Origin of the sequence: Inquilinus sp. CAU 1745, assembly GCF_039839375.1 — a bacterium.
In the GTDB taxonomy this organism is placed as follows: Bacteria; Pseudomonadota; Alphaproteobacteria; order DSM-16000; family Inquilinaceae; genus JBDOQU01.
Genome location: NZ_JBDOQU010000004.1, coordinates 117,356 through 143,519 on the forward strand (window position 1 = coordinate 117,356; position 26,164 = coordinate 143,519).

General features: G+C 66.6%; 32 protein-coding genes. 10 read left to right on the forward strand and 22 right to left on the reverse strand.

Features of this window, described 5'->3' with window-relative positions; all coding sequences use genetic code 11:
* Window positions 1-14: 14 nt before the first annotated feature.
* Together AAFN89_RS06810 and AAFN89_RS06815 are read left to right on the forward strand one after the other, a co-directional pair.
* The gene (locus AAFN89_RS06810) at window positions 15-1,676 is read left to right on the forward strand and encodes an ABC-F family ATP-binding cassette domain-containing protein (protein ID WP_347537285.1); all 1,662 of its coding nucleotides are present in this window, start codon (window positions 15-17) and stop codon (window positions 1,674-1,676) included.
* 195 nt (window positions 1,677-1,871) lie between these two features.
* Window positions 1,872-2,537, forward strand: a complete 666-nt coding sequence (locus AAFN89_RS06815) for a tetratricopeptide repeat protein (protein WP_347537287.1) — start codon at window positions 1,872-1,874, stop codon at window positions 2,535-2,537.
* Here AAFN89_RS06815 and AAFN89_RS06820 read toward each other — a convergent pair.
* The 7 genes from AAFN89_RS06820 to AAFN89_RS06850 are packed head-to-tail and all read right to left on the reverse strand — an operon-like array spanning window position 2,534 to window position 6,657.
* Window positions 2,534-3,442: a 1-acyl-sn-glycerol-3-phosphate acyltransferase gene (locus tag AAFN89_RS06820; RefSeq protein ID WP_347537289.1), complete on the reverse strand. Its 909-nt coding sequence runs from the start codon at window positions 3,440-3,442 to the stop codon at window positions 2,534-2,536. The two genes, AAFN89_RS06815 and AAFN89_RS06820, sit on opposite strands and share 4 nt — an antisense overlap.
* A gap of 37 nt (window positions 3,443-3,479) precedes the next feature.
* Entirely contained in the window at window positions 3,480-4,166 is a 687-nt protein-coding gene (locus AAFN89_RS06825) for a pyridoxamine 5'-phosphate oxidase family protein (RefSeq protein WP_347537291.1), read from the reverse strand.
* Between the two features lie 22 nt (window positions 4,167-4,188).
* Entirely contained in the window at window positions 4,189-4,530 is a 342-nt protein-coding gene (locus AAFN89_RS06830) for a DUF1491 family protein (RefSeq protein WP_347537293.1), read from the reverse strand.
* 30 nt (window positions 4,531-4,560) lie between these two features.
* Window positions 4,561-4,872: an AzlD domain-containing protein gene (locus tag AAFN89_RS06835; protein WP_347537295.1), complete on the reverse strand. Its 312-nt coding sequence runs from the start codon at window positions 4,870-4,872 to the stop codon at window positions 4,561-4,563.
* Window positions 4,856-5,572, reverse strand: a complete 717-nt coding sequence (locus tag AAFN89_RS06840; protein WP_347537297.1) for an AzlC family ABC transporter permease — start codon at window positions 5,570-5,572, stop codon at window positions 4,856-4,858. Before AAFN89_RS06840 ends, AAFN89_RS06835 begins: the two co-directional genes overlap by 17 nt.
* Window positions 5,573-5,605: 33 nt before the next feature.
* The gene (locus AAFN89_RS06845) at window positions 5,606-6,466 is read right to left on the reverse strand and encodes an AraC family transcriptional regulator (RefSeq protein ID WP_347537299.1); all 861 of its coding nucleotides are present in this window, start codon (window positions 6,464-6,466) and stop codon (window positions 5,606-5,608) included.
* Window positions 6,463-6,657: a DUF4169 family protein gene (locus AAFN89_RS06850; protein ID WP_347537301.1), complete on the reverse strand. Its 195-nt coding sequence runs from the start codon at window positions 6,655-6,657 to the stop codon at window positions 6,463-6,465. Before AAFN89_RS06850 ends, AAFN89_RS06845 begins: the two co-directional genes overlap by 4 nt.
* 163 nt (window positions 6,658-6,820) lie before the next feature.
* On the opposite strand from AAFN89_RS06850, the gene AAFN89_RS06855 reads away from it, so the two are divergent.
* The gene (locus AAFN89_RS06855) at window positions 6,821-9,988 is read left to right on the forward strand and encodes an AsmA family protein (protein ID WP_347537303.1); all 3,168 of its coding nucleotides are present in this window, start codon (window positions 6,821-6,823) and stop codon (window positions 9,986-9,988) included.
* On the opposite strand, the gene AAFN89_RS06860 is transcribed toward AAFN89_RS06855, so the two are convergent.
* The 3 genes from AAFN89_RS06860 to fumC form a co-directional block, all read right to left on the reverse strand.
* A complete protein-coding gene (locus tag AAFN89_RS06860) occupies window positions 9,985-11,511 on the reverse strand; it encodes an amino acid permease (RefSeq protein WP_347537306.1) in 1,527 nt (508 codons plus the stop codon). The two genes, AAFN89_RS06855 and AAFN89_RS06860, sit on opposite strands and share 4 nt — an antisense overlap.
* Before the next feature lie 138 nt (window positions 11,512-11,649).
* Complete coding sequence (locus AAFN89_RS06865) at window positions 11,650-11,898, reverse strand: ribbon-helix-helix domain-containing protein (protein ID WP_347537308.1); 249 nt, start codon at window positions 11,896-11,898, stop codon at window positions 11,650-11,652.
* Window positions 11,899-12,025: 127 nt separating this feature from the next.
* Window positions 12,026-13,429, reverse strand: coding sequence for a class II fumarate hydratase (gene fumC, locus AAFN89_RS06870; RefSeq protein ID WP_347537310.1), 1,404 nt, complete (start codon window positions 13,427-13,429; stop codon window positions 12,026-12,028).
* A 145-nt stretch (window positions 13,430-13,574) separates the two neighbouring features.
* On the opposite strand from fumC, the gene AAFN89_RS06875 reads away from it, so the two are divergent.
* Window positions 13,575-14,525, forward strand: a complete 951-nt coding sequence (locus tag AAFN89_RS06875; protein ID WP_347537313.1) for a DMT family transporter — start codon at window positions 13,575-13,577, stop codon at window positions 14,523-14,525.
* Here the strand turns inward: AAFN89_RS06875 and AAFN89_RS06880 are convergent.
* Together AAFN89_RS06880 and purE are read right to left on the reverse strand one after the other, a co-directional pair.
* The gene (locus AAFN89_RS06880; RefSeq protein WP_347537315.1) at window positions 14,497-15,603 is read right to left on the reverse strand and encodes a 5-(carboxyamino)imidazole ribonucleotide synthase; all 1,107 of its coding nucleotides are present in this window, start codon (window positions 15,601-15,603) and stop codon (window positions 14,497-14,499) included. The genes AAFN89_RS06875 and AAFN89_RS06880 overlap by 29 nt on opposite strands.
* The gene (purE, locus tag AAFN89_RS06885) at window positions 15,596-16,102 is read right to left on the reverse strand and encodes a 5-(carboxyamino)imidazole ribonucleotide mutase (RefSeq protein WP_347537317.1); all 507 of its coding nucleotides are present in this window, start codon (window positions 16,100-16,102) and stop codon (window positions 15,596-15,598) included. Before purE ends, AAFN89_RS06880 begins: the two co-directional genes overlap by 8 nt.
* 192 nt (window positions 16,103-16,294) lie before the next feature.
* On the opposite strand from purE, the gene AAFN89_RS06890 reads away from it, so the two are divergent.
* Window positions 16,295-17,023 (forward strand): GGDEF domain-containing protein, encoded by a 729-nt coding sequence (locus AAFN89_RS06890; RefSeq protein WP_347537319.1) that lies wholly within the window; start codon window positions 16,295-16,297, stop codon window positions 17,021-17,023.
* Between the two features lie 13 nt (window positions 17,024-17,036).
* On the opposite strand, the gene AAFN89_RS06895 is transcribed toward AAFN89_RS06890, so the two are convergent.
* Window positions 17,037-17,240 (reverse strand): DUF465 domain-containing protein, encoded by a 204-nt coding sequence (locus AAFN89_RS06895; RefSeq protein ID WP_347537598.1) that lies wholly within the window; start codon window positions 17,238-17,240, stop codon window positions 17,037-17,039.
* A 173-nt stretch (window positions 17,241-17,413) separates the two neighbouring features.
* On the opposite strand from AAFN89_RS06895, the gene AAFN89_RS06900 reads away from it, so the two are divergent.
* Complete coding sequence (locus AAFN89_RS06900) at window positions 17,414-18,496, forward strand: ATP-dependent 6-phosphofructokinase (RefSeq protein WP_347537322.1); 1,083 nt, start codon at window positions 17,414-17,416, stop codon at window positions 18,494-18,496.
* 22 nt (window positions 18,497-18,518) lie between these two features.
* On the opposite strand, the gene AAFN89_RS06905 is transcribed toward AAFN89_RS06900, so the two are convergent.
* The 4 genes from AAFN89_RS06905 to AAFN89_RS06920 all read right to left on the reverse strand — a co-directional run bounded on the left by AAFN89_RS06905 (window position 18,519) and on the right by AAFN89_RS06920 (window position 20,380).
* On the reverse strand, window positions 18,519-18,827 hold the full coding sequence (locus AAFN89_RS06905; RefSeq protein ID WP_347537324.1) for a type II toxin-antitoxin system RelE/ParE family toxin: 309 nt from the start codon (window positions 18,825-18,827) through the stop codon (window positions 18,519-18,521).
* A 26-nt stretch (window positions 18,828-18,853) separates the two neighbouring features.
* Window positions 18,854-19,318, reverse strand: coding sequence for a hypothetical protein (locus AAFN89_RS06910; RefSeq protein ID WP_347537326.1), 465 nt, complete (start codon window positions 19,316-19,318; stop codon window positions 18,854-18,856).
* A gap of 106 nt (window positions 19,319-19,424) precedes the next feature.
* Window positions 19,425-19,931 (reverse strand): GNAT family N-acetyltransferase, encoded by a 507-nt coding sequence (locus AAFN89_RS06915; RefSeq protein WP_347537328.1) that lies wholly within the window; start codon window positions 19,929-19,931, stop codon window positions 19,425-19,427.
* Entirely contained in the window at window positions 19,928-20,380 is a 453-nt protein-coding gene (locus AAFN89_RS06920; protein WP_347537330.1) for a DUF1778 domain-containing protein, read from the reverse strand. Before AAFN89_RS06920 ends, AAFN89_RS06915 begins: the two co-directional genes overlap by 4 nt.
* Before the next feature lie 68 nt (window positions 20,381-20,448).
* On the opposite strand from AAFN89_RS06920, the gene AAFN89_RS06925 reads away from it, so the two are divergent.
* Window positions 20,449-20,637, forward strand: a complete 189-nt coding sequence (locus AAFN89_RS06925) for a YdcH family protein (RefSeq protein WP_347537333.1) — start codon at window positions 20,449-20,451, stop codon at window positions 20,635-20,637.
* Window positions 20,638-20,733: 96 nt separating this feature from the next.
* Here the strand turns inward: AAFN89_RS06925 and AAFN89_RS06930 are convergent, their stop codons facing one another.
* On the reverse strand, window positions 20,734-21,345 hold the full coding sequence (locus tag AAFN89_RS06930) for a cell cycle transcriptional regulator TrcR (protein ID WP_347537335.1): 612 nt from the start codon (window positions 21,343-21,345) through the stop codon (window positions 20,734-20,736).
* A gap of 288 nt (window positions 21,346-21,633) precedes the next feature.
* Between AAFN89_RS06930 and AAFN89_RS06935 the strand changes: the two genes are divergently transcribed.
* Window positions 21,634-22,224: a dihydrofolate reductase family protein gene (locus tag AAFN89_RS06935; RefSeq protein ID WP_347537336.1), complete on the forward strand. Its 591-nt coding sequence runs from the start codon at window positions 21,634-21,636 to the stop codon at window positions 22,222-22,224.
* Between the two features lie 119 nt (window positions 22,225-22,343).
* Here the strand turns inward: AAFN89_RS06935 and AAFN89_RS06940 are convergent, their stop codons facing one another.
* From AAFN89_RS06940 to AAFN89_RS06950, 3 genes are all read right to left on the reverse strand, one after another.
* Window positions 22,344-22,655, reverse strand: coding sequence for a type II toxin-antitoxin system RelE/ParE family toxin (locus AAFN89_RS06940; protein ID WP_347537337.1), 312 nt, complete (start codon window positions 22,653-22,655; stop codon window positions 22,344-22,346).
* Window positions 22,652-22,906 (reverse strand): antitoxin, encoded by a 255-nt coding sequence (locus AAFN89_RS06945; protein ID WP_347537338.1) that lies wholly within the window; start codon window positions 22,904-22,906, stop codon window positions 22,652-22,654. The genes AAFN89_RS06940 and AAFN89_RS06945 overlap by 4 nt, the downstream gene beginning before the upstream one ends.
* 334 nt (window positions 22,907-23,240) lie before the next feature.
* Complete coding sequence (locus AAFN89_RS06950) at window positions 23,241-24,248, reverse strand: NAD(P)H-quinone oxidoreductase (RefSeq protein ID WP_347537339.1); 1,008 nt, start codon at window positions 24,246-24,248, stop codon at window positions 23,241-23,243.
* Between the two features lie 89 nt (window positions 24,249-24,337).
* On the opposite strand from AAFN89_RS06950, the gene AAFN89_RS06955 reads away from it, so the two are divergent.
* A complete protein-coding gene (locus AAFN89_RS06955) occupies window positions 24,338-24,520 on the forward strand; it encodes a DUF1192 domain-containing protein (RefSeq protein WP_347537341.1) in 183 nt (60 codons plus the stop codon).
* Window positions 24,521-24,566: 46 nt separating this feature from the next.
* Window positions 24,567-25,346, forward strand: a complete 780-nt coding sequence (locus AAFN89_RS06960) for a 3-hydroxybutyrate dehydrogenase (RefSeq protein ID WP_347537343.1) — start codon at window positions 24,567-24,569, stop codon at window positions 25,344-25,346.
* Window positions 25,347-25,479: 133 nt separating this feature from the next.
* On the opposite strand, the gene AAFN89_RS06965 is transcribed toward AAFN89_RS06960, so the two are convergent.
* Window positions 25,480-26,067 (reverse strand): DUF2239 family protein, encoded by a 588-nt coding sequence (locus AAFN89_RS06965; protein WP_347537345.1) that lies wholly within the window; start codon window positions 26,065-26,067, stop codon window positions 25,480-25,482.
* Window positions 26,068-26,164: the final 97 nt, after the last annotated feature.

Here is a 26,164-nt window from a genome sequence, read left to right on the forward strand (position 1 = left end):
CGGATGCCCCCGCCATGACCGCCTCTTCCGGCAGCCTGATCGTCGCCGACGGGATTTCCGCCACCCTGCCTGACGGCCGGGTCCTTTTCTCCGGCGTCACCCTTTCCTTCGGACGGGAACGAACCGGTCTTGTCGGCCCGAACGGCGTCGGCAAGACGACGCTGGCGCGGCTGCTCACCGGCCTCCAGCCGCCATCCGCCGGCAGCGTCCGCCGCAACGGCGCTATATTCCATCTGGCGCAGGAGATCCCGCACGACCCGTCGGCGACCCTGGCGGGCCTGTTGGGCGCGGAGGAGCGGCTGGCCGCGCTGGACCGCGCTGAGGCTGGCCGCGCCACGGTCGCGGACATCGCCGTGATCGGGGAGGATTGGGACCTCCGGGATCGCGCCCTGACGGCGCTTCGGGCTGTCGGCCTCGACCATCTACCCCTCGACCGGCCGGTCCCGGGCTTGAGCGGCGGCGAGGCGACGCGGGCGGCGCTCGCCCGGGCGCGGCTGGAAGCGCCGGACTTCCTGGTGCTGGACGAGCCGACCAACCATCTGGACGCCGAAAGCCGCGACGCGCTCTACCGCTTCCTGGAAGGCTGGGAAGGCGGCTGTCTCGCCATCAGCCATGATCGCGCCCTGTTGCGCCGGATGGACCGCATCCTGGAACTGACGACGCTGGGCCTCGCCACCTATGGCGGCGGCTACGACGCCTATATGGAGCAGCGGACGGCGGAGGCCGAAGCCGCCGCCCGCGACCTGGCCGCCGCCGAGGGGCAGTTGCGGCGCACCCGCCGGACGATGCAGGAGGACAAGGAGAAGAGCCAGCGGCGCGACGCGCGTGGCCGGCGCGAGCGGGCGTCGGGCAGCCAGGCAAAAATCCTGCTGGACGCGAAGAAGGAGCGGGCCGGACAGACGCGGAAGCGCACCGCCGCCGCCGCGGACCGGCGGCTGGAGGAGGCGGCGGCGACGGTCGCCGAGGCGCAGGAGCGGATCGAACGACGGCGCGTCCCCGCCTTCCATCTGCCGCCCACCGGCCTGCCGGGGGGCAGGCTGGTGCTGGAACTCGACCGGGTGACCTATACCCCGCCGGGCGTGGCAACGTCCCTGATCGACAATTTCAGCCTGACCGTCACCGGGCCCGAACGCCTCGCCATCACCGGCCCCAACGGCAGCGGCAAGACGACGCTTCTGAGGCTGATCGCCGGGCATCTTCACCCCAAGGCCGGCGTCGTCCGGCGGGCGGGAGAAGCGGCCTGGCTCGACCAGCAGGGCGGCGGCCTCGACCCCTCCGCCAGCGTGCTGGAGAATTTCCGCCGCGCCCATCCCGATATCCGGGAAGAGGCGGCGCGGGGCCTGCTGGCGCGCTTCCTCTTCCGGAACGACGCGGCACTCGCCACTGTCGGGACGCTCAGCGGCGGCCAGAAGCTGCGGGCGGCGCTGGCCTGCGCGATCGGCGCCGGGCATCCGCCGTCGCTCCTTCTGCTGGACGAGCCGACCAACCATCTGGATTTGGACAGCCTCGCGGCGGTTGAAACCGCTCTCTCCTTCTATGACGGCGCGCTGATCGTCGTCTCGCACGATCGGGACTTCCTGAACGCCATCGGCATCGAACGGGAGGTGCGCCTTCCGCCGGATGCACACCCCGATCCGCCGTACGCGGACACACATGGTTCGACAGGCTCACCATGAGGGTTTCCCCTTATTCGTCATTCCCGACTTGATCGAGAATCCATAGGCCGTCACCGCTTCACCGGCGGCGAAAGACCGAGTCCGCCATCCTCGGCATCCCGGCTTTCACAAATTGTTAAGCAGGCAAGCGCCTCTATCTTGGAGCGAGTGACCTGTTGGCGCACCTCGCGCGGGGAAGGTGGCGGAGTTTGGAATGTGATCCCGAAGGTCGCAGTAAGTCTGTTCCTGGGCGTACTGACGCTTCATGTCGAGGCGAGAGCCCAGACCGTCACAGCTTGTGACGAACTGGCATCCCACCCTGCCGATTCGGGCTCCGTCGGATCGGGCATTGAATTCTCGGAAATCGACGCCCCGTCAGCTATTTCCGCTTGCGAACAAGCAAGGCGGGAATATCCCGATCAGCCCAGATTCACCTATCTCCTTGGCCGGTCGACGCATGCCTCGGGTGATGTTGCCGAAGCCGTCAGGCTTTATAAGGTCGCGGCCCGCGAACATTATCCATTCGCAGTATTCACGATGGCGAAAATCTACGCCGGCGGCGCCACTGGCTACGACGATCCGGAAGAGGCATTCCATTGGAATCTCAGGGCGGCGAACCTGGGTTTTCTGGAACCGAAAGGATATGTCGGGATAGCCCTTATCGAGGGGCGTGGCGTCGGGAAAGATGAGGAAGAAGGGATTCAGTGGATAAAAGAGGCTGCGGAAGAAGGCTACGCCGATGCGCAACTGTTTCTCTCCACGGTTTTCGCGAACGGTGAACTGCTTCCCAAAGATTTGGATGAATCAGTGCGTTGGCTTGAAGAGGCTGCGGAGAGCGGACATCCAGTCGCGATCGACATCCTGAATGCCTTTGGTGACTAGCCGTCGCCCCTTGTCCGCCAGGCATCCCAGCTTTCCCCGATGACGGCGCCGGAGCCGACATAGCCCTGCAGGGCCGCTGTGACGGCGGCGACATCTCCCCGCAGCGTGTCCGGGTCGATCCGTTCTCCCACCGTCAGGCGCAGCGTCCGGCCGCGCTTGTTCAGCATCTCGTTGAAGAGGGTGATGTCCCGAAGCTCCGTGCTGAGGCGCGAGGCGGCGTAGAAGAAGGCGGAGTTGCGGGCCTTGAGGTGCAGCGGGATCACCGGCAGCTTGAACTTGGTCGCCAGCTTGACGATGGTCGGCAGCCATTCCCGCTCCTTGAGGCCGCCCATGGTCAGGTAGGAGATCCGGCCCGACGGGAAGACCGTGATCGCCCGCCCGGCCTTGACCGCCTGCTGGATCGCGACCAGGGCGTCGCGTGTCCTGGCGGCGCTCCTGATGTCCTTGTTCCATTCCACCGGCAGTACGATCTCGTTCAGGCGCGGGGAGACGCGCAGCGCGTCCCGGTTGGCGAGGAAGCAGAGATCCGGCCTCTTCTCCCTCAGCGCCTGCCATAGCGCGACACCGTCGGCGATGCCGGTCGGATGGTTGCAGATCAGGAAATAGCTGCCGTCCGCCGGAATGCGGTCGAGGCCGGTGACCTCCACCTCCATCGCCAGCTCCCGCGCCACATGGTCCATCGTCTCCGCCCCCGGCAGGGCCTGGATGGCGTCGGCCAGGCACTTCGCCTCGCGGTAATGCAGCAGCGGGAACAGCACCTGCCGCACCGCCCGCCAGACCAGCGGGTTGCGGCACAGGCCGCCCGCCCGCTCCGCGATCAGGATGTCGACGATGTGCGGCGGCTGGGCCAGGCTGGTCGAGCCCTTCACGGCCTCTCCCTGGAAGGAGGTCGTCCGGTATCTCATGCTGTCGTGCGGAAAGGCTATGGTCGCTCTCCCGCCGCTAGTACAGCGTTTCCTTGAGGGTCGCGTCATGGTCCGCGTCGTAGGAGGCGGCCTCCACCGCGCCGCCGGTATGGGCGGCCAGGATCGTGCCGAAACTCGGCAGTTCGGAACGCTTCAGATGGCGGTCCGGGTTCCACAGCTCCGACCGCACCAGCGCGCGGGGGCATTGCATGAAAGCCTCAGAGACGGTGACGATCACGACCGTCCTGGGCAGGGCGCCTGAGGTCTCGAACCGGGCGCAGAGCGCGGGATCGCTGGATATCCTGGCTTCGCCGTTGATCCGCAGCGTCTCGTTGACGCCGGGGACGAGGAACAGCAGGCCGACTTGCGGATTGTCGATGAGGTTCCGCAGGCTGTCGATGCGGTTGTTCCCGCGCCGGTCGGGGATCAGCAGCGTCTTGTCGTCCGCCGCCTCCACGAATCCCGGCCGGTCGCCGCGCGGCGAGCAATCGACGCCGTCGCGTCCGGCCGTCGCCAGCATCAGGAAGGGCGACGCCGCCACGAAGGCACGGCAATGCTCGTCCAGCCGGTCGATCTGCTTCAGGATGGCCCGCTCGCTCGGCGCGGCGTAGAGCGCCTCGAATTGGTCGGCGGAGGTGAGGAGGAAGTCGGGATCGGGGGTCATGACGTCCTGATGACGGTTCGGGATGGCGCAACGATAGCCGCATCGGCGATGCTTTGGCATCAACTGTCTTCCGCACGCCGCCCTACTCCAGCACCTTGCCCTCGAACGGATGCCGGCCCTGGCGGTCCTCGATCTCGATCACCCAGAGGTCCGGGTCGCGGGAGATGGCGCGGGCGATGTAGGCGTCGGCGTCGGCTTCGGGCATGAACGCGCCCTTGTTGGCCGGCATCCAGCCCAGCCTGCCGTCCAGGTCGCGGACCTGGCTCAGGATGCGGCACCCCTGTTCAAGCTGGTTCAGCTTCAGCAGGATGACCCCGCCATGGGCGTCGCCCTTATGGGCGACCGTGGCGGGGATGCCTTCGACGATGCAGCGCCTGATATGGGCGCGGATCACGAGTTCGGTGGGCAGGCGGTCGTCGGTCAAGCACGGATCCCGGTCGTTAGGGTAGGGGCGTCAGGGAAGGGGGACGAGCCACCGCACCAGGGCGACGACGGCCACGCCGAGCGCCAAACTTAGGGGAAGCGGCCCGCCAAGGCGAGCGATCAGGATCGTGGCCGCCGCCCCGCCCCAGAGCGCGGGTCCACCGGCGAACACCGTCGGCACCACCAGCGCCACGAACATCGCGCCGGGGATGTGCTTCAGCCATGCCTCCAGGAACGGCCCCGGCGTGGCGCGGGAAAGCAGGAACAGCCCGCCCGCGCGGATCGCGTAGGTCGCCGCGGCCATGCCCAGGATGGCCAGGAGGACGTCAGGGGCGATAGACATCGCGGATGCCTCCGACAAGGCTGCCGACCAGGCCGCCCAGCAGCAGATACCAGAAACCCGGCAGGAATTCGTGGCCCAGAATGCCGACGATTGCCGCCGCGGCCCAGGGCAGCAGGTCCCGACGGTCGCGCCACATATTGGCCAGCAGCGCTGCGAAGACGGCCGTGGCGACGAAATCCAGCCCGAAGCGTTCGGGCGATCCCACATAGGCCAGGATCAGTTCCCCCGACGTGCGGCCGAGGATCGTGGAGGAAACCCAGAAGGTCCAGAGCGCCAGCCCCGTGCCCAGAAGGAAGCCGGCGTCCCGGCCGCCGGACCGGAACTCGGCGATCGACATCGCCCAGTTCTCGTCAGCGGTCAGGAATATGCTGCCATAGGCGCGCAGTGGCCCGACAGGCTTCAGCCAGGGCGCCAGCGCGGCCGTCATCAGCAGGTAGCGCATGTTGATGACCAGCGCGGCCAGCGATGCGGCGACGATCGGCGCGGGGCTGGTCCATAGGTCCATCGCCATGATCTGGCTCGCTCCGGCGAAGACCAGCGCGCTCATCAGCGCAGATTCCAGGAGCGACAGGCCCTTCTGGCCGGCCACGAGGCCGAACACGATGCCGAAGATCGCGACGCCCGCGGCCAGCGGAACCGTGCGGCGATAGCCGGCGCACACGCCGGCGAAGGTGAAGACGATGGGGGCGTTGGCCTTCATGGGACCCGCTCTGATCGATGAACGGGTGAATCGTTACAGCCGATCGGGTCCGCCCGTCTTGTACGATCCTGACCTGTAGCGCCCCGGCGTCACGCCGGTCAGCCGCTTGAAGGCGCGGGTGAAATGGCTCTGGTCGGCGAAACCGCAATCGATCGCGACATCGGCGATCGGCCGCCCCTGGCGCAGCAGGCCCTGGGCGTGGCGCAGGCGGCGCTGGCCCTGCCAGGCGTGCGGCGGCAGGCCGGTCGCCTGCCGGAACGCGCGGATGAGATAGAGAGGCGCGACGCCCGCCGCCTCCGCCAGATCGTCGAGTTGCACCGGATGGGGGAACGCCGCCTCCAGCGCCTCCCTCGCACGCGCCACCGCGCGCGGTTCCCGCCGTCGCGGCGCCGGCGTCGCGGGGCCGGAGGAATGCCGTCGGACCAGATCGTCCGCCGCCAGCTTCATGAGGCTCTGCCGGCCCAGCCCTTCCGGCGCGTCGCCCAGCGCGTCGTGAAGGCCGATGAGGCGGCGGGCGAGTTCCGGGTCGCGGATGACCGGCGATGGGAAGAAGGGCAGGGGCGCGGTCGGGGAAGCGTCCTCCGGCGTCAGTACGCCGGGCGGCAGGTAGAGCATCTTGTAGCTCCATCCCTCATCGATAGCGGCCTCGCCATCATGGATCTCGCCGGGATGGACGACGACGATGTCGCCCTTCCCCGCGACATGGACGCCGCCGCGATAGGCGAATCGCTCGCTCCCGCGGGTGATGACGCCGATCGCGTAGCAATCATGGTCGTGACGGCCATAGCAGTGGGTGAAGAAGTCGGCGTCCAGCAGGTCGGTTCCGCCGCCTTCGGGCGCCGTCCAGAACCGCGCCCGCTCGCGCCTGTTTTCCAGAAGGAGGGGGCCGCTCACGCCGGCTCGTCGCCATCATCGTCGCGACGATGGCTTTCCAGAATCCGGTCCCGCCGCTCGACCTCGTCCGAATCGCGCCGCTTCTCGTCCTTGCCGCGGCCGAAGCGGGCGCGGTTGGCCTTGGCCTCGCGCTCCTTCTCAAGGCGGGCGCGCTCCTTGCGGAATTTCTTCAGGTTGACGATGTCGCCCATGGCGTTCCGCGTCCCATCGTTCACATCATAAGACCGACAGAGGCACGGCCTGTTTGCACCGATCCCGTCCTGTCGTTAGCTTCCCACGTGAAGCATATTGCCGTCCGTTAGCCGAATCACAAGTCGCCGCGGGCCCGACGAAACGGAAAGACCGGTTTCACCAGTGAAAAAAATCCTCATCGGTCTCGCGGCCCTGCTCGCCCTGCTGGCAGTCGCGCTGGTCGCGGCGCCAAGCCTGATCGACTGGACCAGCTATCGGGAGACGATCGCCCGCCAGGTCTCGGCGCTTACCGGCCGGACGGTGACGATCGAAGGGCCGGTGGATTTCTCGCTCCTGCCGACGCCAACCCTGTCGGCGGGCAGGGTGACGGTGGCGAACGCGCCGGGCGGGTCCGCGCCCCACATGTTGACGCTGGAGGCGCTGGATCTGCGTCTGGCCGCGCTGCCGCTGCTGACCGGAACCATAAGGGCCGAACGGATCGCGCTGGTCGAACCGACCCTGCTGCTGGAAATCCTGCCCGACGGTACGGCCAATTGGGAAGGCGACGGGCTGGAAACCGTCGGCGCGCGCGACATAAGGCTGGATCGTGTCAGCATAGAGAACGGGACGATCATCTGGCGCGACGCCGTCGCCGACCGTGAGGTGCGGGTCGATTCCATCTTCGCCCAGCTTTCCGCCGCCAGCCTGGAAGGCCCCTACCAGCTTATCGGCAGCGCCGGGTTGCACGGCCGGTCGGTGACTGTCGATTTGACAGCCGGGCGGCTGGGCCAGGCGGGGAACGCGCAGGTCAACATGGTGCTGGGTATGGACGGCGTGGCCGGCGAAGCGCGGTTCGCCGGCACCGTTTTCCCCGGCCTGTTTCGCGCCCAGGGCGACGTGACCGCCAGCGGCGGCGATCTCGCCTCCGCGCTCGGCACGCTCTATTCCGGCTGGTCTCCACCGCCCGCCGCCCGTGCGCCCTTCAACATTTCCGCCGCGCTGACGGCCGCGCCGGAGGGCATAGACCTCAACGATCTGGCGCTGACGGTGGGCGACGCCCGCGCCGCCGGCGCGCTCAACATTGTCCTGGGGCCGTCGCCGCGCGTCGATCTGGCGCTGACCGCCAACCGGCTGGATCTCGATGGCTGGCTGCCGGACGCCGTCAGGGAATTCGATTTCCTCGCCTGGCTCCGCACGGAAGGGGCGGGATTCCCGCGCGACGCCGTCGCCACGGTCGATTTGTCGGTGGAGGCGCTGACCTGGCGCGGCGACCTGATCCGCGACCTGCAATTGATCGGGATGATGGAGGATGGCGTCGTCGCCATCAGCCGGCTGACCGGCCAGCTTCCCGGCGGCACGCAGGCGTCGGCGGTGGGCACTGTCCGGACGGAGGAAGGACTCCCGTTTGCCGATCTGACGCTGGACGCGACCTCCAGCGATCTGCGCCGGCTGCTCACCTGGGCCGGATGGAATCTGGAACAGGTGCCCAGCAACCGCCTGCGCGGCTTCGACGGCAAAGCGACCGTGACCGGCACCGCGCGGGAGTTTCAGGTTACCGGAGTCGATTTGCGGATCGACGGCGCTGCCGTCACCGGCGGGCTCGCCTTCATCGACCGGGGGCGTCCCGGATTGGGATTGCGGGTCGAAATCGACCGGCTGGATCTGGACGGCTATCTGGGAACCGGCGCGTCGGACGCGACTCTTGGGACGCTCCTGGAATCCGGAATCCTCCCGCGATGGATCGAGGCGGCGGGGACCTTCGACGCCAATGTCGACGCCGCGATCGGCCGCCTGACCGTCGGCGGCCGGACCTTCTCCGGCCTCCGGCTCGACGGGACGCTCCAGGGCGGCGGCCTCACCCTGCGCCATGCGGGGGTGGAAGATGCCGCGGGCGCGTCGCTTGCGGTGACGGGAACCCTGCCGTCGCTGGACCCGGTGTCGAACGCGGACCTCTCCCTCAATCTATCCACCGAAGCGCCCGCCGACCTGTTCGAACTGCTGGGCTGGGCGCCGCCCGTCGCCGCCGGAGAACTGGGCGACATCGATTTGACCGGGCGTGTCAGGGGCGGCGTCGACCGGCTGGAGCTTCAACTCGACGCCGACATCGCCGGCGGCGCGCTGGCGCTGGGCGGCGCGGTGACGGAACCGGCGGGGGAGCAGCCGGCCTACGATCTGGCGGTCCGCGCCACCCATCCGGACGCCGCCCGGTTGCTGGGGCTGCTGGGCGGCGGCTACCGGCCCCAAGGGCTGGAGGGCGGCCTGGACATCTATGCGGAGATTGCCGGAACGCCGCGCGACCTCGCCTTCCGGAACCTCCAGGGGACGATCGGGGCCATGACGGTCGCGGGCACGGTCGATTGGCGGGCGGGGGAGGAACGGCCGTTCATCGCCGCAGATCTCAGGGCCGACAGCGTCGATCTTGCCGCCCTGCTGCCGGCCGGATCGGCCCGGCCGCCGCGGCCCGGCGCGTTCTGGTCCGACGCGCCCCTGCCGCTCCACGGGCTGGCCGCGATCGACGGCACGCTGGCGCTGACCGCGAACACGCTCACCGCCGGCGGGCTGACCATCGCCGACCCGACCCTCCGGGCGTCGCTCGACGATTCCCGGCTGACGCTCGACCGCCTCACCGGCCAGATCCATGGCGGCGCGCTGGGGCTGGAAGGCGCGATCGTCGCGCGGGAGGGGCAGCCCCCGGAGATGAACGCCACCATCGACCTCGTGGGCGCGGATCTCGCCGCCGTCCTCGGCGGGCTGGCGGAGGAGCCGGGGCTGGACGGAACGCTCGATTTCGGCGCTGCACTGAGCGGCCAGGGGACGACTCCGGCCCGCATCGCGGCCACCCTCTCCGGCGAGGGGCTGGTCGCGGTCCGCGACGGGACGGCGCGCGGCTTCGATCTCACCGCCATGTCGGCGGCGCTGGAGGAGCCGGCGGGCCCGACCGAATTCCTCGCCCTTGTCAGGGAGGCGCTCTCGGGTGGCCGGACACCCTTCGCGGCGCTGAACGCCACCTTCGAGGTGGAGGAAGGGATGGCGCGGACGGACGATTTCCGCCTGGTCGCGGAGGCCGGGGTGGGAGAGGGCGAAGGCGAGATCGACCTGGCGCGCGGCCGGATGGATATGGCGGTCAGCTACAGCCTGCACGCCCACCCCGACGCCCCGCCCTTCACAATCCACTATGTCGGCTCGCTGGACGCTCCCCGTTCCCGGCCGGAGATCGACGCGTTGCAGAGCTACATGGCCGACCGGCTGGCGGAGGCCATAACGGAGCCGGCCGCTCCGGAAAACGATCCGGAAACGCCCCCCGCCCCGGCCGGGACGGAGGGCGCCGTTCCGGAACCGGCTGACGGCTAGTCGGCCGCGCCGACCGCGGGCCGTCCGGCGGTGGCCTTGGTCTCCTGCTCCAGCGCGAATTCCTCTTCCGGCGACAGGACCAGCTTGTGCCGTCCGGCGATCGCGAAATAGGCGACCCCCGCCGCGTACCAGATGGCGGCGCCGTAGACGCCGTTGCGGTAGACCGGGTCCTGGAGCTGGTAGTAGATGGTCACGGCCGCGATCACGATCGTCACCACCGCTCCCGGAATTCCCAGCGGCGACCGGTAGGGCCGCTCGATATGTGGGTAGCGGGTCCGCAGGCGGATGAAGGACGCCGCCTGCATGATGTAGGACAGCATCGCCCCGAACACCGCCATGTTCAGCAGCGTGCCGCCGATCAGCGCCGAACCGGCCTCCGAACCCCGCACGATCCAGATGATCATCATGACCGTGAAGCCCATGACCGCGCCGGTGATCAGCGCGATATGCGGCGTCTTCCGGGTGCCATGGGTGACCGACAGGACATGCGGGAAATAGCCCGCGCGGGACAGCGAATAGATCTGCCGCCCATAGGCGAAGATGATGGTGTGGAAGCTGGCGATCAGCCCGATGACGGCGGCCAGGGCCAGCAGCTTGGCGATATCCGCCCCGTAGATGGTCCTGAATCCGTCCAGCAGCGGTTCGCCGGAGGTCGACAGGCCGTAGGCGCCGGGGCCGATGCCGGTGTTCAGGAACAGGATCATGTAGGCTGAGAAGATCAGCGTGGCGATGCCCAGCAGCAGCCCCCTGGGCATGTCGCGCTTCGGGTCGTGGCTTTCCTCCGCCGCCAGCGGAAGCTGCTCGATCGCCAGGAACAGCCAGACCGCGAAGGGCAGGGCGGCCAGCGCGCCCGACCAGCCGAACGGGAACAGCGGTCCGCCGCCTTCCGGCAGTTCCACGGCCGCCCCGTCCGGGCCGACGCCGATATTGAGCGCCCAGCGGCTGAAGTCGAAGCTGGGGATCGCGCTGACCCAGAAGATCGCCAGCACCGCCAGCGCCGCCAGCGTGACGATCACTGAGAAGCGGAACGACATCTCCACGCCGATCAGGTTCAGCCCCACGAACACGATATAACCGGCGATCCACCAGATCGGCATGAAGGCTGTTCCCGTCTCGAATATCCCGCCCAGATATGAGCTGATGAAGAAGACGATGACGGCGGGCGTCAGCACATACTCGATGTTCTCCGCCAGGCCGGTGACGAAGCCGCCCCACGGCCCCATCGCGGTGCGGGCGAAGGAATAGGCGCCGCCCGTATGGGGCAGGGCCGGGGACATCTCCGCCAGGCTGAAGCAGAGGCCCAGATACATGGTCATGATCAGAAGCGTGGCGACGAACATGCCGCCGAATCCGCCGGCCCCCAGCCCGAAATTCCAGCCGGAGAAATGGCCGGAGATGACGGCGCCGACGCCCAGCGCCCAAAGCGACCAGACGCGGGCATGCTTGCGCAGGCTCCGGCCCTCGAAATAGGTGGCGTCCACCTTCCGGTACTGGACGCCAGAACCCTTATCCGCCTGACTCATCCTTCGTCCCCCTTGTTGGTGGGACCCAAGATCAAGGCCGCTCCGGCGCGAAAGCCCTGCTGGCCGGGGGCGGCAGGCCCCGTTTCCGCGAAAACGCTGGCCTTCCGCCGGATCGGCGTCAATCGCAATTATGGAATATTATGAGTTATCAGGAGGTTGGATCGAAAGATCGCTAGGCCGCTGTTGCGCCTCCAGCAGCACGAAGACGCGAATCGCGCTGGAAAGGTTGCGGTCCCGGTCGGCGTCGATCGCCTCGACAAGCTGGTTCAGCGACTGCCCCCGCCGCTCCGCGATCGCCCTCAGCGCGGCCCAGAACTCCGGCTCCAGCGATATGCTGGTCCGATGCCCCGCAATGGTGACGGATCGTTTGACGGAGGCGTCAACCACCCATTGCTCCCCCTGTTAGCCCTCTCCCCTCGTGGGAGAGGGTTGGGTGAGGGGGAGTTGGTTTTTAAGTCCCCTCACCCTCCCGCTTCGCGGGCCCCTCCCTCTCCCACAAGGGGAGAGGGTGAACTTACGCCCTCGGCCCGACCATGTTCTCCGGCCGGACCCATTCGTCGAACTGCTCTTCGGTCAGCAGGCCCAGCGACAGGGCCGCCTGCTTCAGGGTCGTGCCCTCGGCATGGGCCTTCTTGGCCGCCTTGGCGGCGTTGTCGTAGCCGATATGCGGATTCAGCGCGGTCACCAGCATCAGGCTTTCATGCAGAAGCTGGTCGATGCGCGGCCGGTTGGCCTTGATGCCGACGACGCAATTGTCGGCGAAGCTGCGGGCGGAATCGGCCAGCAGGCGGATCGATTGCAGCAGATTGTAGATCATCACCGGCTTGAACACGTTCAGCTCGAAATGGCCGGTCGCGCCGGCCACGGTGACGGCGGTGTGGTTGCCGATCACCTGGGCGGCCACCATCGTCATAGCCTCCGACTGGGTCGGGTTGACCTTGCCCGGCATGATCGACGATCCGGGCTCGTTCTCCGGCAGCAGCAACTCCCCGATCCCGCAGCGCGGGCCGGAGCCCAGCATGCGGATGTCGTTAGCGATCTTCATGAAGCTGGCGGCGATCGTGTTGGTCGCGCCGGACGCCTCCACGATGGCGTCATGGGCGGCCAGCGCCTCGAACTTGTTCTCCGCCGTGACGAAGGGGAAGCCGGTGATGTCGGCGACCTCCGCCGCGAACTTCTCCGCGAAGCCCACCTTGGCGTTCAGCCCCGTGCCGACGGCCGTACCGCCCTGCGCCAGTTGCAGAAGACGGGGCAAGGCGGTCCGCACGCGCTCGATGCCGTACTTCACCTGCGTGGCGTAGCCGGAGAATTCCTGCCCCAGCGTCAGCGGCGTCGCGTCCTGGAGATGGGTGCGGCCGATCTTCACGATCTCCGCGAACTCCTCTGCCTTGGCGTCCAGCGCCGCATGCAGGTGCTCCAGCGACGGCACCAGCTCGTGCTCGATTTGCTCCACCGCCGCGATGTGCATCACCGTCGGGAACGTGTCGTTGGACGACTGGCCCATATTGACATGGTCGTTGGGATGGACCGGCGACTTCGACCCGATCTCCCCCTCCAGCATCTCGATCGCGCGGTTGGAGATGACCTCGTTGGCGTTCATGTTGGTCTGGGTGCCCGATCCGGTCTGCCAGACGACCAGCGGGAAATGATCGGCCAGCGTGCCGTCGATCACCTCCTCCGCCGCCGCGACCATGGCGTTGCCCAGGCGCGGGTCCAGCACGCCCAACGCCATGTTGACCCGCGCCGCCGCCTTCTTCTGGATGCCCAGCGCGCGCACCAGCGGCTGGGGCATCCGCTCGCCCCCGATCCTGAAATTCTGCAGCGACCGCTGGGTCTGCGCGCCCCAATAGCGGTCGCCGGGGACTTCCATCTCCCCCAGACTGTCGGTTTCGATGCGGACGGACGGCTTGTCGGCCATGGGTGCTGGTTCTCCGGCGGACTGATGAATGGGCGCGCTCGCGCGCGTGGGGCTAGTAGCATATCGGCGGCCGATTGGGCAGCCCGGATTGTCCCGGCACAATCCCGGCGAAGACAGGGCTGCACGCTTCGCGCTAGATGGCGGGATGATCGCACGATGGCTTTCCGCGCCGCTGGCGCGCCTGTGGGCGTCGCCCTACATCCTCCTGTTCCTGCCGCCGCTCTTCTGGTCGGGGAACTTTGTGCTGGGGCGCGGGCTCAACGATGTCTTTCCGCCGGTCTCGCTGGCCTTCTGGCGCTGGGTGCTGGCGCTTATCATCCTCGCGCCCTTCGTTGCCCGGCCGCTCTGGCGGCAGCGGTCCGTGCTGGCGCGGGACTGGAAACTGCTGCTGCTGTTCGGCGCGCTCGGCGTCGCGGGCTACAACGCCTTCATCTATATCGCGCTCCAGACCACGCCCACGGTCAATGCCGCCGTCGTCAATTCCGCCATCCCGATCCTGATCCCGCTCTTCGTCTGGGCGGTGGCGCGGGAACGCGTGGCGAAGGCGCAGATTGCCGGCATCGCCCTGTCGGTCGCCGGCGTCCTCTGGATCGTCGCGCGCGGCGATCTGGCGACCTTCCGGACGCTCGCCTTCCAGCCGGGCGATCTGTGGATCCTGGCCGCCGTCTTCGACTGGGCGCTCTATTCCGCGATCCTGCGCTTCAAGCCGAAGGAGCTGGAGCCGCCGGTGTTCCTCGCCGCGACCATCATCTTCGGTCTCGTGGTTCTGACGCCGTTCTGGCTGTGGGAATGGCGCTCGGGCGCGGTGATGCCGACCGATCCGATGGCGCTCGTGGTGGTGTTCTATATCGGGCTGTTCGCCAGCGTGCTGGCCTTCATCTGCTGGAACCGCTGCGTGCAGTTGATCGGCGCGACAACGACCGGGCTTTCCATCCATCTGATGCCGGTCTTCGCCACGACGCTGGCGCTCCTCTTCCTGGGGGAGCGCATCTTCGCCTACCATTTGCTGGGGGCGGGCCTGATCCTTGTCGGGATAATCCTTTCCGCCCTCGGCGGCCGGCGGGCCGTCAGGATGCCCGCGGGATCAGCCGATTGACATGGCCCATCTTCCGGCCGGGGCGGGCCTCCGCCTTGCCGTAGAGATGCAGCCGCGCCCCCGGCTCCGCCAGGATCGCCGGGACCTCCAGCACATCGTCGCCGATCAAATTGGTCATCACGGCGTCGGCAACCCGTTCCGTGCCGCCCAGCGGCAGGCCGCAGATCGCGCGGACGAACTGCTCGAACTGGTCGGTCGCGCAGGCGTCCATCGTCCAGTGGCCTGAATTGTGCGGCCGGGGGGCCAGTTCGTTGACCAGCACGCGGCCGTCCAGCGTGACGAACATCTCCACCGCCAGAAGCCCCACCAGATCCAGCGCCTCGGCCAGCGTCCGGGCGATCCGCTCCGCCTCCGCCGCCAAAGCGGGCGTGATCGGGGCCGGGGCGATGGTCTGGGAAAGGATATGGTCGCGGTGCCGGTTCTCGACCGCCGGATAGCATACGACCGCGCCGTCCGCGCCGCGCGCCGCGATGACGGAGACCTCCATCGCGAAATCGACGAATCCCTCCAGCACCGCCGGCTTGCCGCCGATCTTCTCCCATGCGCCGCCGGAATCCCTCATCTGGTCCAGCCGGGTCTGGGCCTTGCCGTCATAGCCGTCGCGCGTGGTTTTTAGAATCGCGGGCAGCCCGATCGCCATCACCGCCGCTTCCAGCGCCGCCTCGGTCGGAACGGCGCTGTAGGGCGCGGTCCCGATGCCCTGCGCTGTGACGAAATCCTTCTCCGCCAGCCGGTCCTGGCACACCGCCAGCGCCTTCGCCCCCGGCCGTACCGTCGCACGCTCCGCCAGGAAGGCGACGGTGTCGTGGGGGATGTTCTCGAATTCGAAGCTGATCACGTCGACCGACCGGGCGAAGGCTTCCAGCGCCGCCTCGTCGCCATAGGAGGAAAGGGTCGCCCGGTCGGTGACCTGCGCGCAGGGGCTGTCCTGATCGGGGCAGAAGACATGGGTGCGGTAGCCCAGCTTTGCTGCGGCCAGCGCCGTCATGCGGCCAAGCTGCCCGCCGCCCAGCATCCCGATGACGCTTCCAGGAGGCAGGGGGCCGGCCGGTAGCGGGCGGTTCGCGGCGTCAGTCATTCTTCGGGACCTCCGCCACGCTTTCGGTCTGGCGGGCCCGGTAAGAATCCAGCGCTCCGGCCACGGCCGGATCGCCCAGCGCCAGGATGGAGCCGGCGAGAAGCGCCGCGTTCACCGCGCCGGCGCGGCCGATGGCGAGCGTGCCTACCGGCACACCGGCCGGCATCTGGACGATGGACAGCAGGCTGTCCTGCCCCTTCAGCGCCCGGCTTTCCACCGGCACGCCCAGCACCGGCAACGGCGTCATGGCGGCGGCCATGCCGGGAAGGTGCGCGGCCCCGCCGGCCCCGGCGATGACGATCTTCAGCCCGCGCTCGCGCGCCGTGCGGGCGTAGTCATAGAGCCTCTCTGGCGTCCGGTGGGCGGAGACGATGCGGGCCTCGAAGCCGATCCCCAGCGTCTCCAGCGTCTCGGCCGCGTGGCGCATGGTTTCCCAGTCCGACTGGCTGCCCATGATGAGGCCGACGGAGACGGGAGGCTCTGGGGAAATAGATGACATGAACAGCTTCCGCAGTATCGTCCGGCGCCTGCCGGCTCATAGGAAAGCGCGGAGTATAGGCACGGCGGCCGCGCAGGCAAGACGGGCGACCTTTCCGCGTTAGCAAGTTTTTGATCTTTTTGCGATGTACTTCCCTCGCGTCTCCGCTATTGGGAAGGCGCGAACGCCATGCAGGGATAGTTCGGGACCATCATGAAGATCACCAACGACAGGAAGTCGACGGTCGCCGTCCGCGCCCGGAACGGCGTCGCCGCCAGGGTGGCGAAGCAGGTCGACGGGCCCCTCCCGCGCCGGACCGTCGCCGACGTCGCGCAATTCCTGGGCATCACCGACGGGGAACTGACGGAAAACGTGAAGCGCGGCCTGTCGAAGCTGATCGAGGAGGTCGACCGCCTCAATACGGACAACGCCGGCAAGGACCAGCGCATCGCCTACCTGGAGCGGCTGGCCGACGAGGATTCGCTGACGCCGGTGCTGAACCGCCGTGCCTTCGTGCGCGAGCTGTCGCGTATGATGGCCTTCGCCCAGCGTTACGGCTCGCCCTCCAGCGTGCTGTTCCTCGACGTGAACGGCATGAAGGAGATCAATGACGGCCTCGGCCACGGCGCGGGCGACGCCGCGCTCAGCCATGTCGCGCAAGTGCTGGTCGACAATGTCCGCGCGACCGACGTGGTCGGGCGGCTCGGCGGCGACGAATTCGGCGTCCTGCTGGCCCAGGCGGATCAGGAGAACGCGGTGGCGAAGGGGGAGAAGCTGCGCTCGCTGATCGAAGCCGCTCCCGCCACCTATGAAGGTCAGCCGATAAGCGTGTCCGTTTCCATCGGCGCCTACGCCTTCCAGGGGCCGGGCGAACCGCAGGCGGTCCTCCAGGCGGCCGACGCCGCGATGTATCAGCAGAAGCGAAGCGCGCGGACCGGCTGAAGGCGCGGCAACGTCAGGCGATGATGTCCGGCAACAGCCGGCTCTCCAGCCGCGTGATCTGGTCCTTCAGCGCCAGCTTGCGCTTCTTCAGCCGCTGGATTTGAAGCTGGTTGACCGGACCGCCCTCGGCCAGCCGGTCGATGACGTCGTCCAGGTCGCGATGCTCCTCCCGCAGGCTCGTCAGTCGCTCGCGCAGGCTTTCGGTGTCGTCGTTCAGGCTGGTGTCCAAGGATGCCCCTCCAGATCGGGCGGGAGTATAGCAACTTTGCCGCCGGGGCAAAAACGTCCCGTGCGCGGGTGGTCCGCGCATCGCGCGGGTTGCGGGAGATTTCCGATCTGGTAACACTACGCGCCGTTTTGTTCTCCCCCCAACATCGAGACGAAAATAATATGGCAGGCGAGAAGCGAATCGGCATCCTGACCAGCGGCGGCGACTGCGCGGGTCTCAACGCCGCGATCAGGGCCGTGGTGTTCCGGGCGGCGGAGCTGGGGTGGACGGTGATCGGGATCAAGGAGGGGACCATGGGTCTCCTCTCCCGTCCGCTCCAGTACGAGGTGCTGAGGCCGGAGGATTATACCGGCAACGTGCTGCGGCAGGGCGGCACCATCCTGGGCACGACCAACAAGGGCAACCCCTTCGCCTTCCCGATGGCCGACGGCTCGATCAAGGACCGGTCGGAGGAGATCATCGGCGGCTGCCGCGAGCTGGGGCTGGACGCGCTGATCGGCATCGGCGGCGACGGCAGCTTCGCCATCCTGCGCAAGCTGGCCCAGCAGGGCGGCATCAACCTCGTCGGCATCCCGAAGACCATCGACAATGACGTCGGCCTGACGGAGGTCGCGGTCGGCTTCGACACGGCGGTCGCCGTCGCGACGGAGGCGCTGGACCGCCTGCAGCCCACCGCCGCCAGCCACGCCCGCGTGATGGTGCTTGAGGTGATGGGCCGCGATGCGGGCCATATCGCGCTGCATGCCGGCATCGCCGGCGGCGCCGACGTGATCCTGATCCCCGAACTCACCTATTCCATCGAAGGCATCGCGGCCAAGATCAGCAGGGTCCGCCAGGACGGCCGCAACTTCGCGCTGGTCGTCGTCTCCGAAGCCGTGAAGACGCTGGAAGGGTCGGCCCGCCAGAAGGAATATCATGGCGGGGAGAAGCGGTTCGGCGGCATCGGCGACTATCTCAGCGAGAAGATCGCCGGCGCGACCAACGCCGAAACGCGGGTGACGGTGCTGGGCCATGTCCAGCGCGGATCGATGCCCACCTGGCGCGATCGCCTCGTCGCCTCGGCCTTCGGCGTCCACGCCGTGGATTTGATCCGGGACGGCAAGTACGACCGGATGGTCGCCTGGTCCAACCGCCAGGTCATCGACGTGCCGATCGAAAAGGCGATCAAGGAATACCAGCAAGTCCAGATCAGCGATCCCCTGGTCACCACCGCCAAGGGCCTCGGCATCTATCTGGGCGATTGAGGGGGCGCTTCCGCCGCCGCCGTCACGGCATCTTCCGCGCCGCGTGCTTCACCGCGATGATCTCCACAATGCGGGCCGTGCTTTGCACGCGGTAGAAGATGACGTAATTCCGGTGCGCGATCAGGACACGCACATGATCCGGCATCCCCGGTCCACCGGCGCGGCCAAGTTCGGGGTGCCGGGCGAGGGGTTCGGTCTTCGCGCGCAACTCTTCGCCGAATGATCGCGCCCTGGAAGGATTGTCCCTGCCGATATGGCGGATGATGGCGCGCAGATCCTCGCGCGCTTTCGGCCGCCATTCGATCCGATAGGGCGGTTTTTCTCCGGCCACGAATCAGCCGGCCCTAGACAGCCGGATCATGCCCGTTTCTTCCGCCCCGGCCCTTGGCGGGTTGTCAGCGCGGCCAGGTCGGCTTCCATCTCCGCCATGACATCGTCGTGCGAAAGGTTCGGCCGGGCGTCGTCGACGGCATCCTGGAGTTCCGCCACCAGCCATTCGGAATAGGCGGCGGCCCTGTGCGCCTTGCGCATCGCCTCGGCGCGGCCCCTGTTGCCGGCACTCTCCTCTTTGTTGGCCGGATCCCATTCGGTAGCGTCGAACCGGCCGACTGTGATGCCGATATCGCGCAGCACGTTCAATGCCGCAGCCGGATTGCCGAAGCGGCGCGGCTCGGTGCTGCGAGCCTTCGCCAGCACGGCGTCCGAGCCGCTGCGGGTGGCGATCAGGACGAGGAAGGCTCCGCCGCAGCCCTTCAAGGTCACGCCGGTCACGCCCCCGGCGTTGCTGGCAGCGCGAAGCTGTTCAAGGGTTATGCTTTGCATGCCGCGGTCCTTGATAGTCCGGAAGACCAACAAGGTGGATTGTGCATGATTTATAGGATGCCTGAAAGCTGATTCCAGCCGCCTCGGCATCTGGGGAGTTGAGGGGTCAAAAACCCAGCTTTGCGGCCATCTTCATTGGGAGGATGAGGCGGCTGCTGTTGGGCAGTTGCCGGAAATCGTATCGTCCGTACCAGTCCGCCAGCCTCTGGTTCTTCGGGTCCACGACGACGGCGAACGAGGCGACCTGTCGCGACGCCTGCAAGGACCGGCTGAGCGCGTCCATCAGCAGGATTTCTCCCGATCCTCGCGCGGCCGTTTTCGAACGCGCCATCCGGCCCAGCAAGGTGACGGGAAGGCGTGGATAGCTTGGCAGTCTTTTCGACAGGTCCGAAGTCAGCGCTGTCAATTCGATGGAGAGGCTGGAAAGTGTGTAGTAGCCGAGGATGCTCTCCGGAGTTTCCGGCCTGGCCATGACCCAGACGACGGCGATATTGGCGCGGACATCCTGCCCCGCCCGTTGCCGCAGATAGATGTTCAGTTCCTCGACTTCGCAGGAAAACCCCGCCCGATCATGGTTGGGACCGAGAGGCGAAAACGCGTACTCCGCCGTCATCGGTCTTTGTTGCTCGTGACCTTCCTGTAGCGGGCGGCGGCCTCGTTCAGCTTTTGCCCGGGTTGCCCGTCGTCGAGCATGGCTTCCGCGAAAAGGCGGCTTTGAGCGCGGCTCAGTGTCCAGATGGCATTCTCGGAGATAATTTTCCGGGCTGCTTCATGGGCGCTGGAGATCACGAAATCCGACATCGACCGGCCGGTAAGCCGCGCCGCCGTCTCGATGATTTCCTTTGTCTCACCGGAAATGCGAGCATCGAATCGTTGATTCGAAGCCCTGCCGGAAAGAGCGTTCCCGGGCATGATTTCCCCCATCTGTTTCTGTGGACGAGAATGATATCGTACGGTTGATTTCCGTACAAGCATCTGTAACGCCAGTTCCAATTTACCTAAAATTGCCGGACCGAAGATTGCTTTTTGACAGGGGTCGGCGTTTGTCGCTTGAACCCCCATGCCGGCATCAGCAACTCTGGTAAGGTAGCTGATGACAGCTTGATGACGGACCAACGATGGGGGTACGCATGTCGCTGAAAGAGCGTATGGACTCTTTGAAATCCAAGCACGCCTTCCTGGACACCCAACTTCATCAGGAAGGCCTACGCCCTTCTCCCAGCGCAGAAGAAATCGGTAGGCTCAAACGCGAGAAACTCAAGATCAAGGATGAGATCGCCCGCCTGGACGGCAATGGCGGGAGCGCGACAATCCATTGAGCACGGAAATCCGGAACCGGAAATAAAAACGGCGCGGCCTTTGAAGGGCCGCGCCGTTTAATTTTCAGGGATTGCCCCGTCAGTTGAATGTGCCCGTCAGTTGAATGTGAAAGCGGGCAATTCGTCCTCGACCGGGCGATGCTCCGCGGTCGGGTCGTCGGCCAATGGCAGCGGCGTTACGGGCGCGCCGGCGGGACGCGCCTTCTTCAGCGCTTCGGTCAAATCGTTCTGGGTGCAGAGGCCCAGAAGGACCGGGTTGCGTGTCTTTATGTTGGTCGCGTTCCAGTGGGTCTTCTCGCGGATCGCGTTGATCGTCGGCTTGGTCGTGCCGATCAGGCGGGAGATGGCGGCGTCGCTCAGCTCCGGCGCGTGCTTCAGCAGCCAGGCGATGCCGTCGGGCTTGTCGCCGCGCTTGGTCACCGGCGTATAGCGGGGGCCCTTCTGGCGCGATGTCGGCGCCGGCAGGTCGGACTTCGCCATCTTCAGCCGCGCGGCCGGGTCGCCGGAGCAGCGGTCGATCTCCTCCTGCGTCAACTGGCCGTTGGCGATCGGGTCCATGCCGACCATGCCGACCGCGACCTCCTGGTCAGCGATCGCCTTCACCTCCAACTCGTGCAGGCCGCAGAACTCCGCGATCTGGCGGAAGGTGAGGGCCGTGTTCTCGACCAGCCACACGGCGGTAGCCTTGGGCATGAGGGGCTGGGCCATGGTCTTCTCCTACGAAAAATAGACGCGACGCCGCTTCGCCCTCGCGTCTCTCCGGAACACCGGTTCCAGGAGCGCGGCGCCTGATGGCGTCTTCAGGTTGTCAGCTTATCCCTCCGTATATAGGGAAAACCCGCACCGGCGCAAACGGTAAAGCCCTTCGATAGTGTCTCAGTTTGAATTTCGGCTTTCGACGCGAACAGCTCAAACCGAGAATAATTCGAACTCATGTCGTGAGATCCGTCGGTCGTTCGTCCTCTGAGGCGAAACAAGTGAACCTGGAGAGAAACGATGGCTAAAGTCATCATCGAAATGAGCATGTCGCTCGACGGTTTCTGCGCAGGGCCGGATGACGGAGAAGAGTTTCCCAACGGCCGGGACGGCATCAAGCATGTCTTCGGCTGGCTTTCGAGAGCCAGGGAGGAAGGCGGCGCCAACAAGGCTGAGGTCGACCGCATGTATGCCCAGTCCGGCGCCTACATTTTTGGCCGGCGAACCTACGACATCACCAATGGCTGGGGCGGCTCGCATCCGCTGAAGGGCGTTCCGCTCTTCATCCTCACCCACGAACCGCCGGCGCCTGAAACGGTACCGAAGGGCGATTCCAGGATTACCTTCGTCACCGACGGCATCGAGAGCGCCGTCTGCCAGGCGAAGGCGGCGGCCGGAGACAAGGACGTCGTCATCAGCGGCGCATCGCCCTCCCAGCAGGCATTGGACGCCGGTGTGGTCGACGAAGTTGTGGTTCATCTCGCACCGAGCCTTATCGGCAGCGGAATTCGACTGTTCGATAACTTCAAAGGGCCGATCTTGCTCGAGAAGATCTACTCGACCGATGGGCCGATGGCGACCCATGTCCGCTACCGCGTCTCCAAACACTAATTCGGAAAATAAACATGGCGTCCGGAGCGTCACGTTAGAAGATCGCTTCGGATTTGCGCCAGTAATGGGCGGCAATCTTGCTCGCGGATGACCAGAGCAACGGGTTGTCGCGTAACTCCTCACTCATTCAGCCGGTCGGCTAGTCGCGTTATCAAGTCCATACGCTCATGAAAAATCGCCACGATCAACGCGGGCGCACCTTCACGCGGCAGGCAAAACACGTAGTGACGTTCACAATGCGCCATGCGCAGCGCCGGGAAGAGCGCGCTCATGTCCTTGAAAGGGCCTTGACCGGCGGCGAGGTGCGCAATGCCTTGTTCCAGCGTGGTGATGTAGCTGCGCACCTGTGTAAGGCCCCATTGCTTGCGCGTGTAGCGGATAATCCCTCGCAAATCGGCTTCGGCCGCATCCGTCAGTACATAGTCGATCAAGGACGACCGCCCTCGGTAAGTTCTTCGCCGAGAATTTCGCCGATGCTCTTACCGGACACCTTCCCCGCCATCCCCTCATTGATACGCGTACCCAACAGGGTTTTCAGTTCCTGCCATGCCTGATCGCTATCGGGAACGTCGGGGAACAACCGTTCGAGTGTGTATTGTTTGATCGTCTTGCCTTGCAAGGCGGCCAACGCCTTCAGGCTTTGATGCTGCTGATCGGTTATGTCGATGGTTAGGCGGCTCATGTGACAACTCCCTCAGATTCCCACAAACCCACATTAGCACATATGATGTTTTGTAGCTACTTGCCGGGCTTGGATTGCTCATCCAAACGGACGCCAGGCGCTCGTGAGTTTCGCAAAAATCCTGACATTCGCGTCAGTCGGAGCGTTCTTGAATATCCAACGGAAATGCGGTCGCGAAAGTCGCTCGCGAAAGATCGCGGGTCGCTGCCGACTTTTGCGACAAGCGGCGAGGTGGGGAGGACTCTGAAGGTCAGCCTTCGCTGAGTTTTCTCCGGAAGCGGACCGACCTCTTCCCAGCCACTTCAGAAATTTAAACCGAGAGACTACCAGCCCTTCAACGGGGCATCGTCAGCACGATCTTTCCGACATGCGTGCTGGATTCCATCAGCGCCTGGGCGTCCGCCGCCTGTTCCAGCGGGAAGGTCTGGTGGATCAGCGGCCGGACCTTCCGGCTCTCCAGCAGCGGCCAGACCTTCTGCTGCAGCGTCTGTGCGATCGCGCCCTTCTGCGCGACGGTGCGCGCCCGCAGCGTGGTGCCGGTCAGCGTCAGCCGCTTGGCCATGATCTTCTGGATGTTGATCTCCGCCTTCGGCCCCCTCATGAAGGCGATGGAGACATGCCGCCCCTCGGTCGCCAGCGCCTCGATATTGCGCGGCAGGTAGTCGCCGCCGACCATGTCCAGGATCAGATCGACGCCCCTGTCGCCGGTTGCTGCCTTGACAGCCTGGACGAAATCCTCCGCCTTGTAGTCGATGGCGCGGTCGGCCCCCAGCTCCTCGCAGGCCCGGCATTTCGCCGGCCCGCCGGCGGTGGCGAAGACGGTCGCCCCGAAGGTCTTGGCGAGCTGGATCGCCGTGGTGCCGATGCCGCTCGTCCCGCCATGGACCAGGAAACTCTCCCCCTCCTTCAGCCGCCCCCGGTCGAACACGTTCGCCCAGACGGTGAAGTAGGTCTCTGGCACCGCCGCGGCCTCGACCATGGAAAGGCCCTTCGGGACGGGCAGGGTCTGCGGCGCGGGGGCGACGCAATAGGGCGCGTAGCCGCCGCCGGACACCAGCGCGCAGACCTCCTGCCCCTCCTTCAGGTGCCGGACGCCCATGCCCAGCCTGACGATCCGCCCGGCGACCTCCAGCCCCGGCAGAGGGCTGGCGCCCGGCGGCGGCGGGTAGAGGCCCTTGCGCTGCAGCACGTCCGGCCGGTTGATGCCAGCGGCCTCCACCTCGATCAGCACCTCGTTCTCCCCCGGCTCGGGCACCGGCGCTTCGGTCGGGCGGAGGGCTTCCGGACCGCCATATTCGGCGATCTCGATCGCGGTCATCGTGGAGGGGAGGGGAGAGGCCATGGCGTCGGACTCCGGCGTCGGAGGGCGGAAAGACCCTTGAAGGTGTAGCGGCCGTCGCCCAGACTGACAAGGAAGCCGGAGCAGGACCCATGGATTTCGACGATCTGGAGCCGCGCCAGAAGCCTAAGGCGCCCAAGCCGCTCGACCGCCATTCGGTGGAGGAGCTGAACGACTATATCGCCGCCCTGGAGGCGGAGATCGAACGGGCGCGGGCGGAGATCGCGAAGAAGCAAGGGCACCGATCGGCCGCCGACGCGTTCTTCAAATCCTGACCCGCTTCGCCCTCTCTTCCGACTCCCCCGACATCAAGGAATCCCCATGCTCAAAGGCAAGGTCGCCCTCGTCACCGGCTCGACCAGCGGCATCGGTCTCGGCATCGCCCGATCGCTTGCGGAAGCCGGGGCCGACATTATCCTGAACGGCTTCGGCGACGCCACGGAGATCGATGACGCCAAGCGCGCGATCGAATCGGAGTTCGGCGTGAAGGCGCGCTACAACGGCGCGGACATGACCCAGCCGGAAGCGATCGCCTCGATGATCTCGGCGGCGGAGGAGATGGGCGGCGTCGACATACTGGTCAACAATGCCGGCATCCAGCACACCGCGCCGGTGGAGGAATTCCCGCCCTCCAAATGGGACGCGATCATCGCCATCAACCTATCCTCCGTCTTCCACGCCTCGCGGGCTGTCCTGCCGTCGATGCGCAAGAAAGGCTGGGGCCGGATCATCAACACCGCCTCGGCTCACGGGTTGGTCGCCAGCCCCGAGAAATCGGCCTATGTGGCCGCGAAGCACGGCGTGATCGGGCTGACCAAGGTGATCGCGCTGGAGACGGCGGGCAGCGGCATCACCTGTAACGCCATCTGCCCCGGCTGGGTGCGCACCCCGCTGGTCGAGAAGCAGATCGAGAAGATCGCCGAGGAGGAGGGCATCTCCATCGACGAGGCCGCCGGCCGCCTGCTGGGCGGCAAGCAGCCGTCCAAGGCGTTCGCCACGCCGGAACAGATCGGCGCCTTCGCCGTCTTCCTCTCCGGCAGCGCCGCCGACCAGATCACCGGCGCCTCCCTCCCCATCGACGGCGGCTGGACGGCGCAATAGGGAAACCACCCTCACCCCCAACCCCCTCTCCCGCAAGGCAGGAGAGGGGGCTATTTGGCTCCGCTGAACTCCCTCTCCCGCTTGCGGGGGAGGGCCGGGGTGGGGGTAACCCCCCTGGACGACGCAGTCGTCGCTACCGGTCGTCCATTCCACCCGTGAAGGCCGGTGCGGCCAGCGCCCGCGCGTGATCGCGGACGTCCGTTGGCCACGCCGCCAACAGCTCATCGAACCTCATCCCGTCGCCGGCATAGAGCGCGCGGGCCGCTTCTTCGTAACCGGGTCGGTTGCCGGCCATCGCGGACATGAAACGGTCGGAGGCTTCCATGGCCCGCCTCGCCCTGTCCTGGCCGCCGCCGGCCGCGCGTGCGGTTTCGACCAGCCGACGAAGGGTCGCGGACGCGCCGCCGGGTTGGCTGGCCAGCCAGTCCCAATGGCGGGGCAGCAACGTGACTTCCCGTGCAACGACGCCCAATTTCGGGCGACCCGGCGAACGGGGCGGCGGCTCCTTGCCGCCGGCCTGGGAGAATCTCTCGATCACCTCTTCGTCCGTGCCGCGCAGATCGAAATCGACCGACCGGCCGGTGTTGTCATCGAACGTCAGCACCGCGCCGTGGTCTGCGCGCTCCATGACTTTCCTTAACGCCAGGGCGACATCCTGAAGGCGGCCGGCGACGATCCGGCGGTCGCCTTCAAAGGCCGTATATGTCGATGAAAGATCCATGGCTCCGCTTTCCTTCATATTTCGTCGGACCGACTTTTACCCGGGTAAATATAAAACGTCAATATCGTCCGGGTAAAATTTGCGGAGTCGAGCTCCT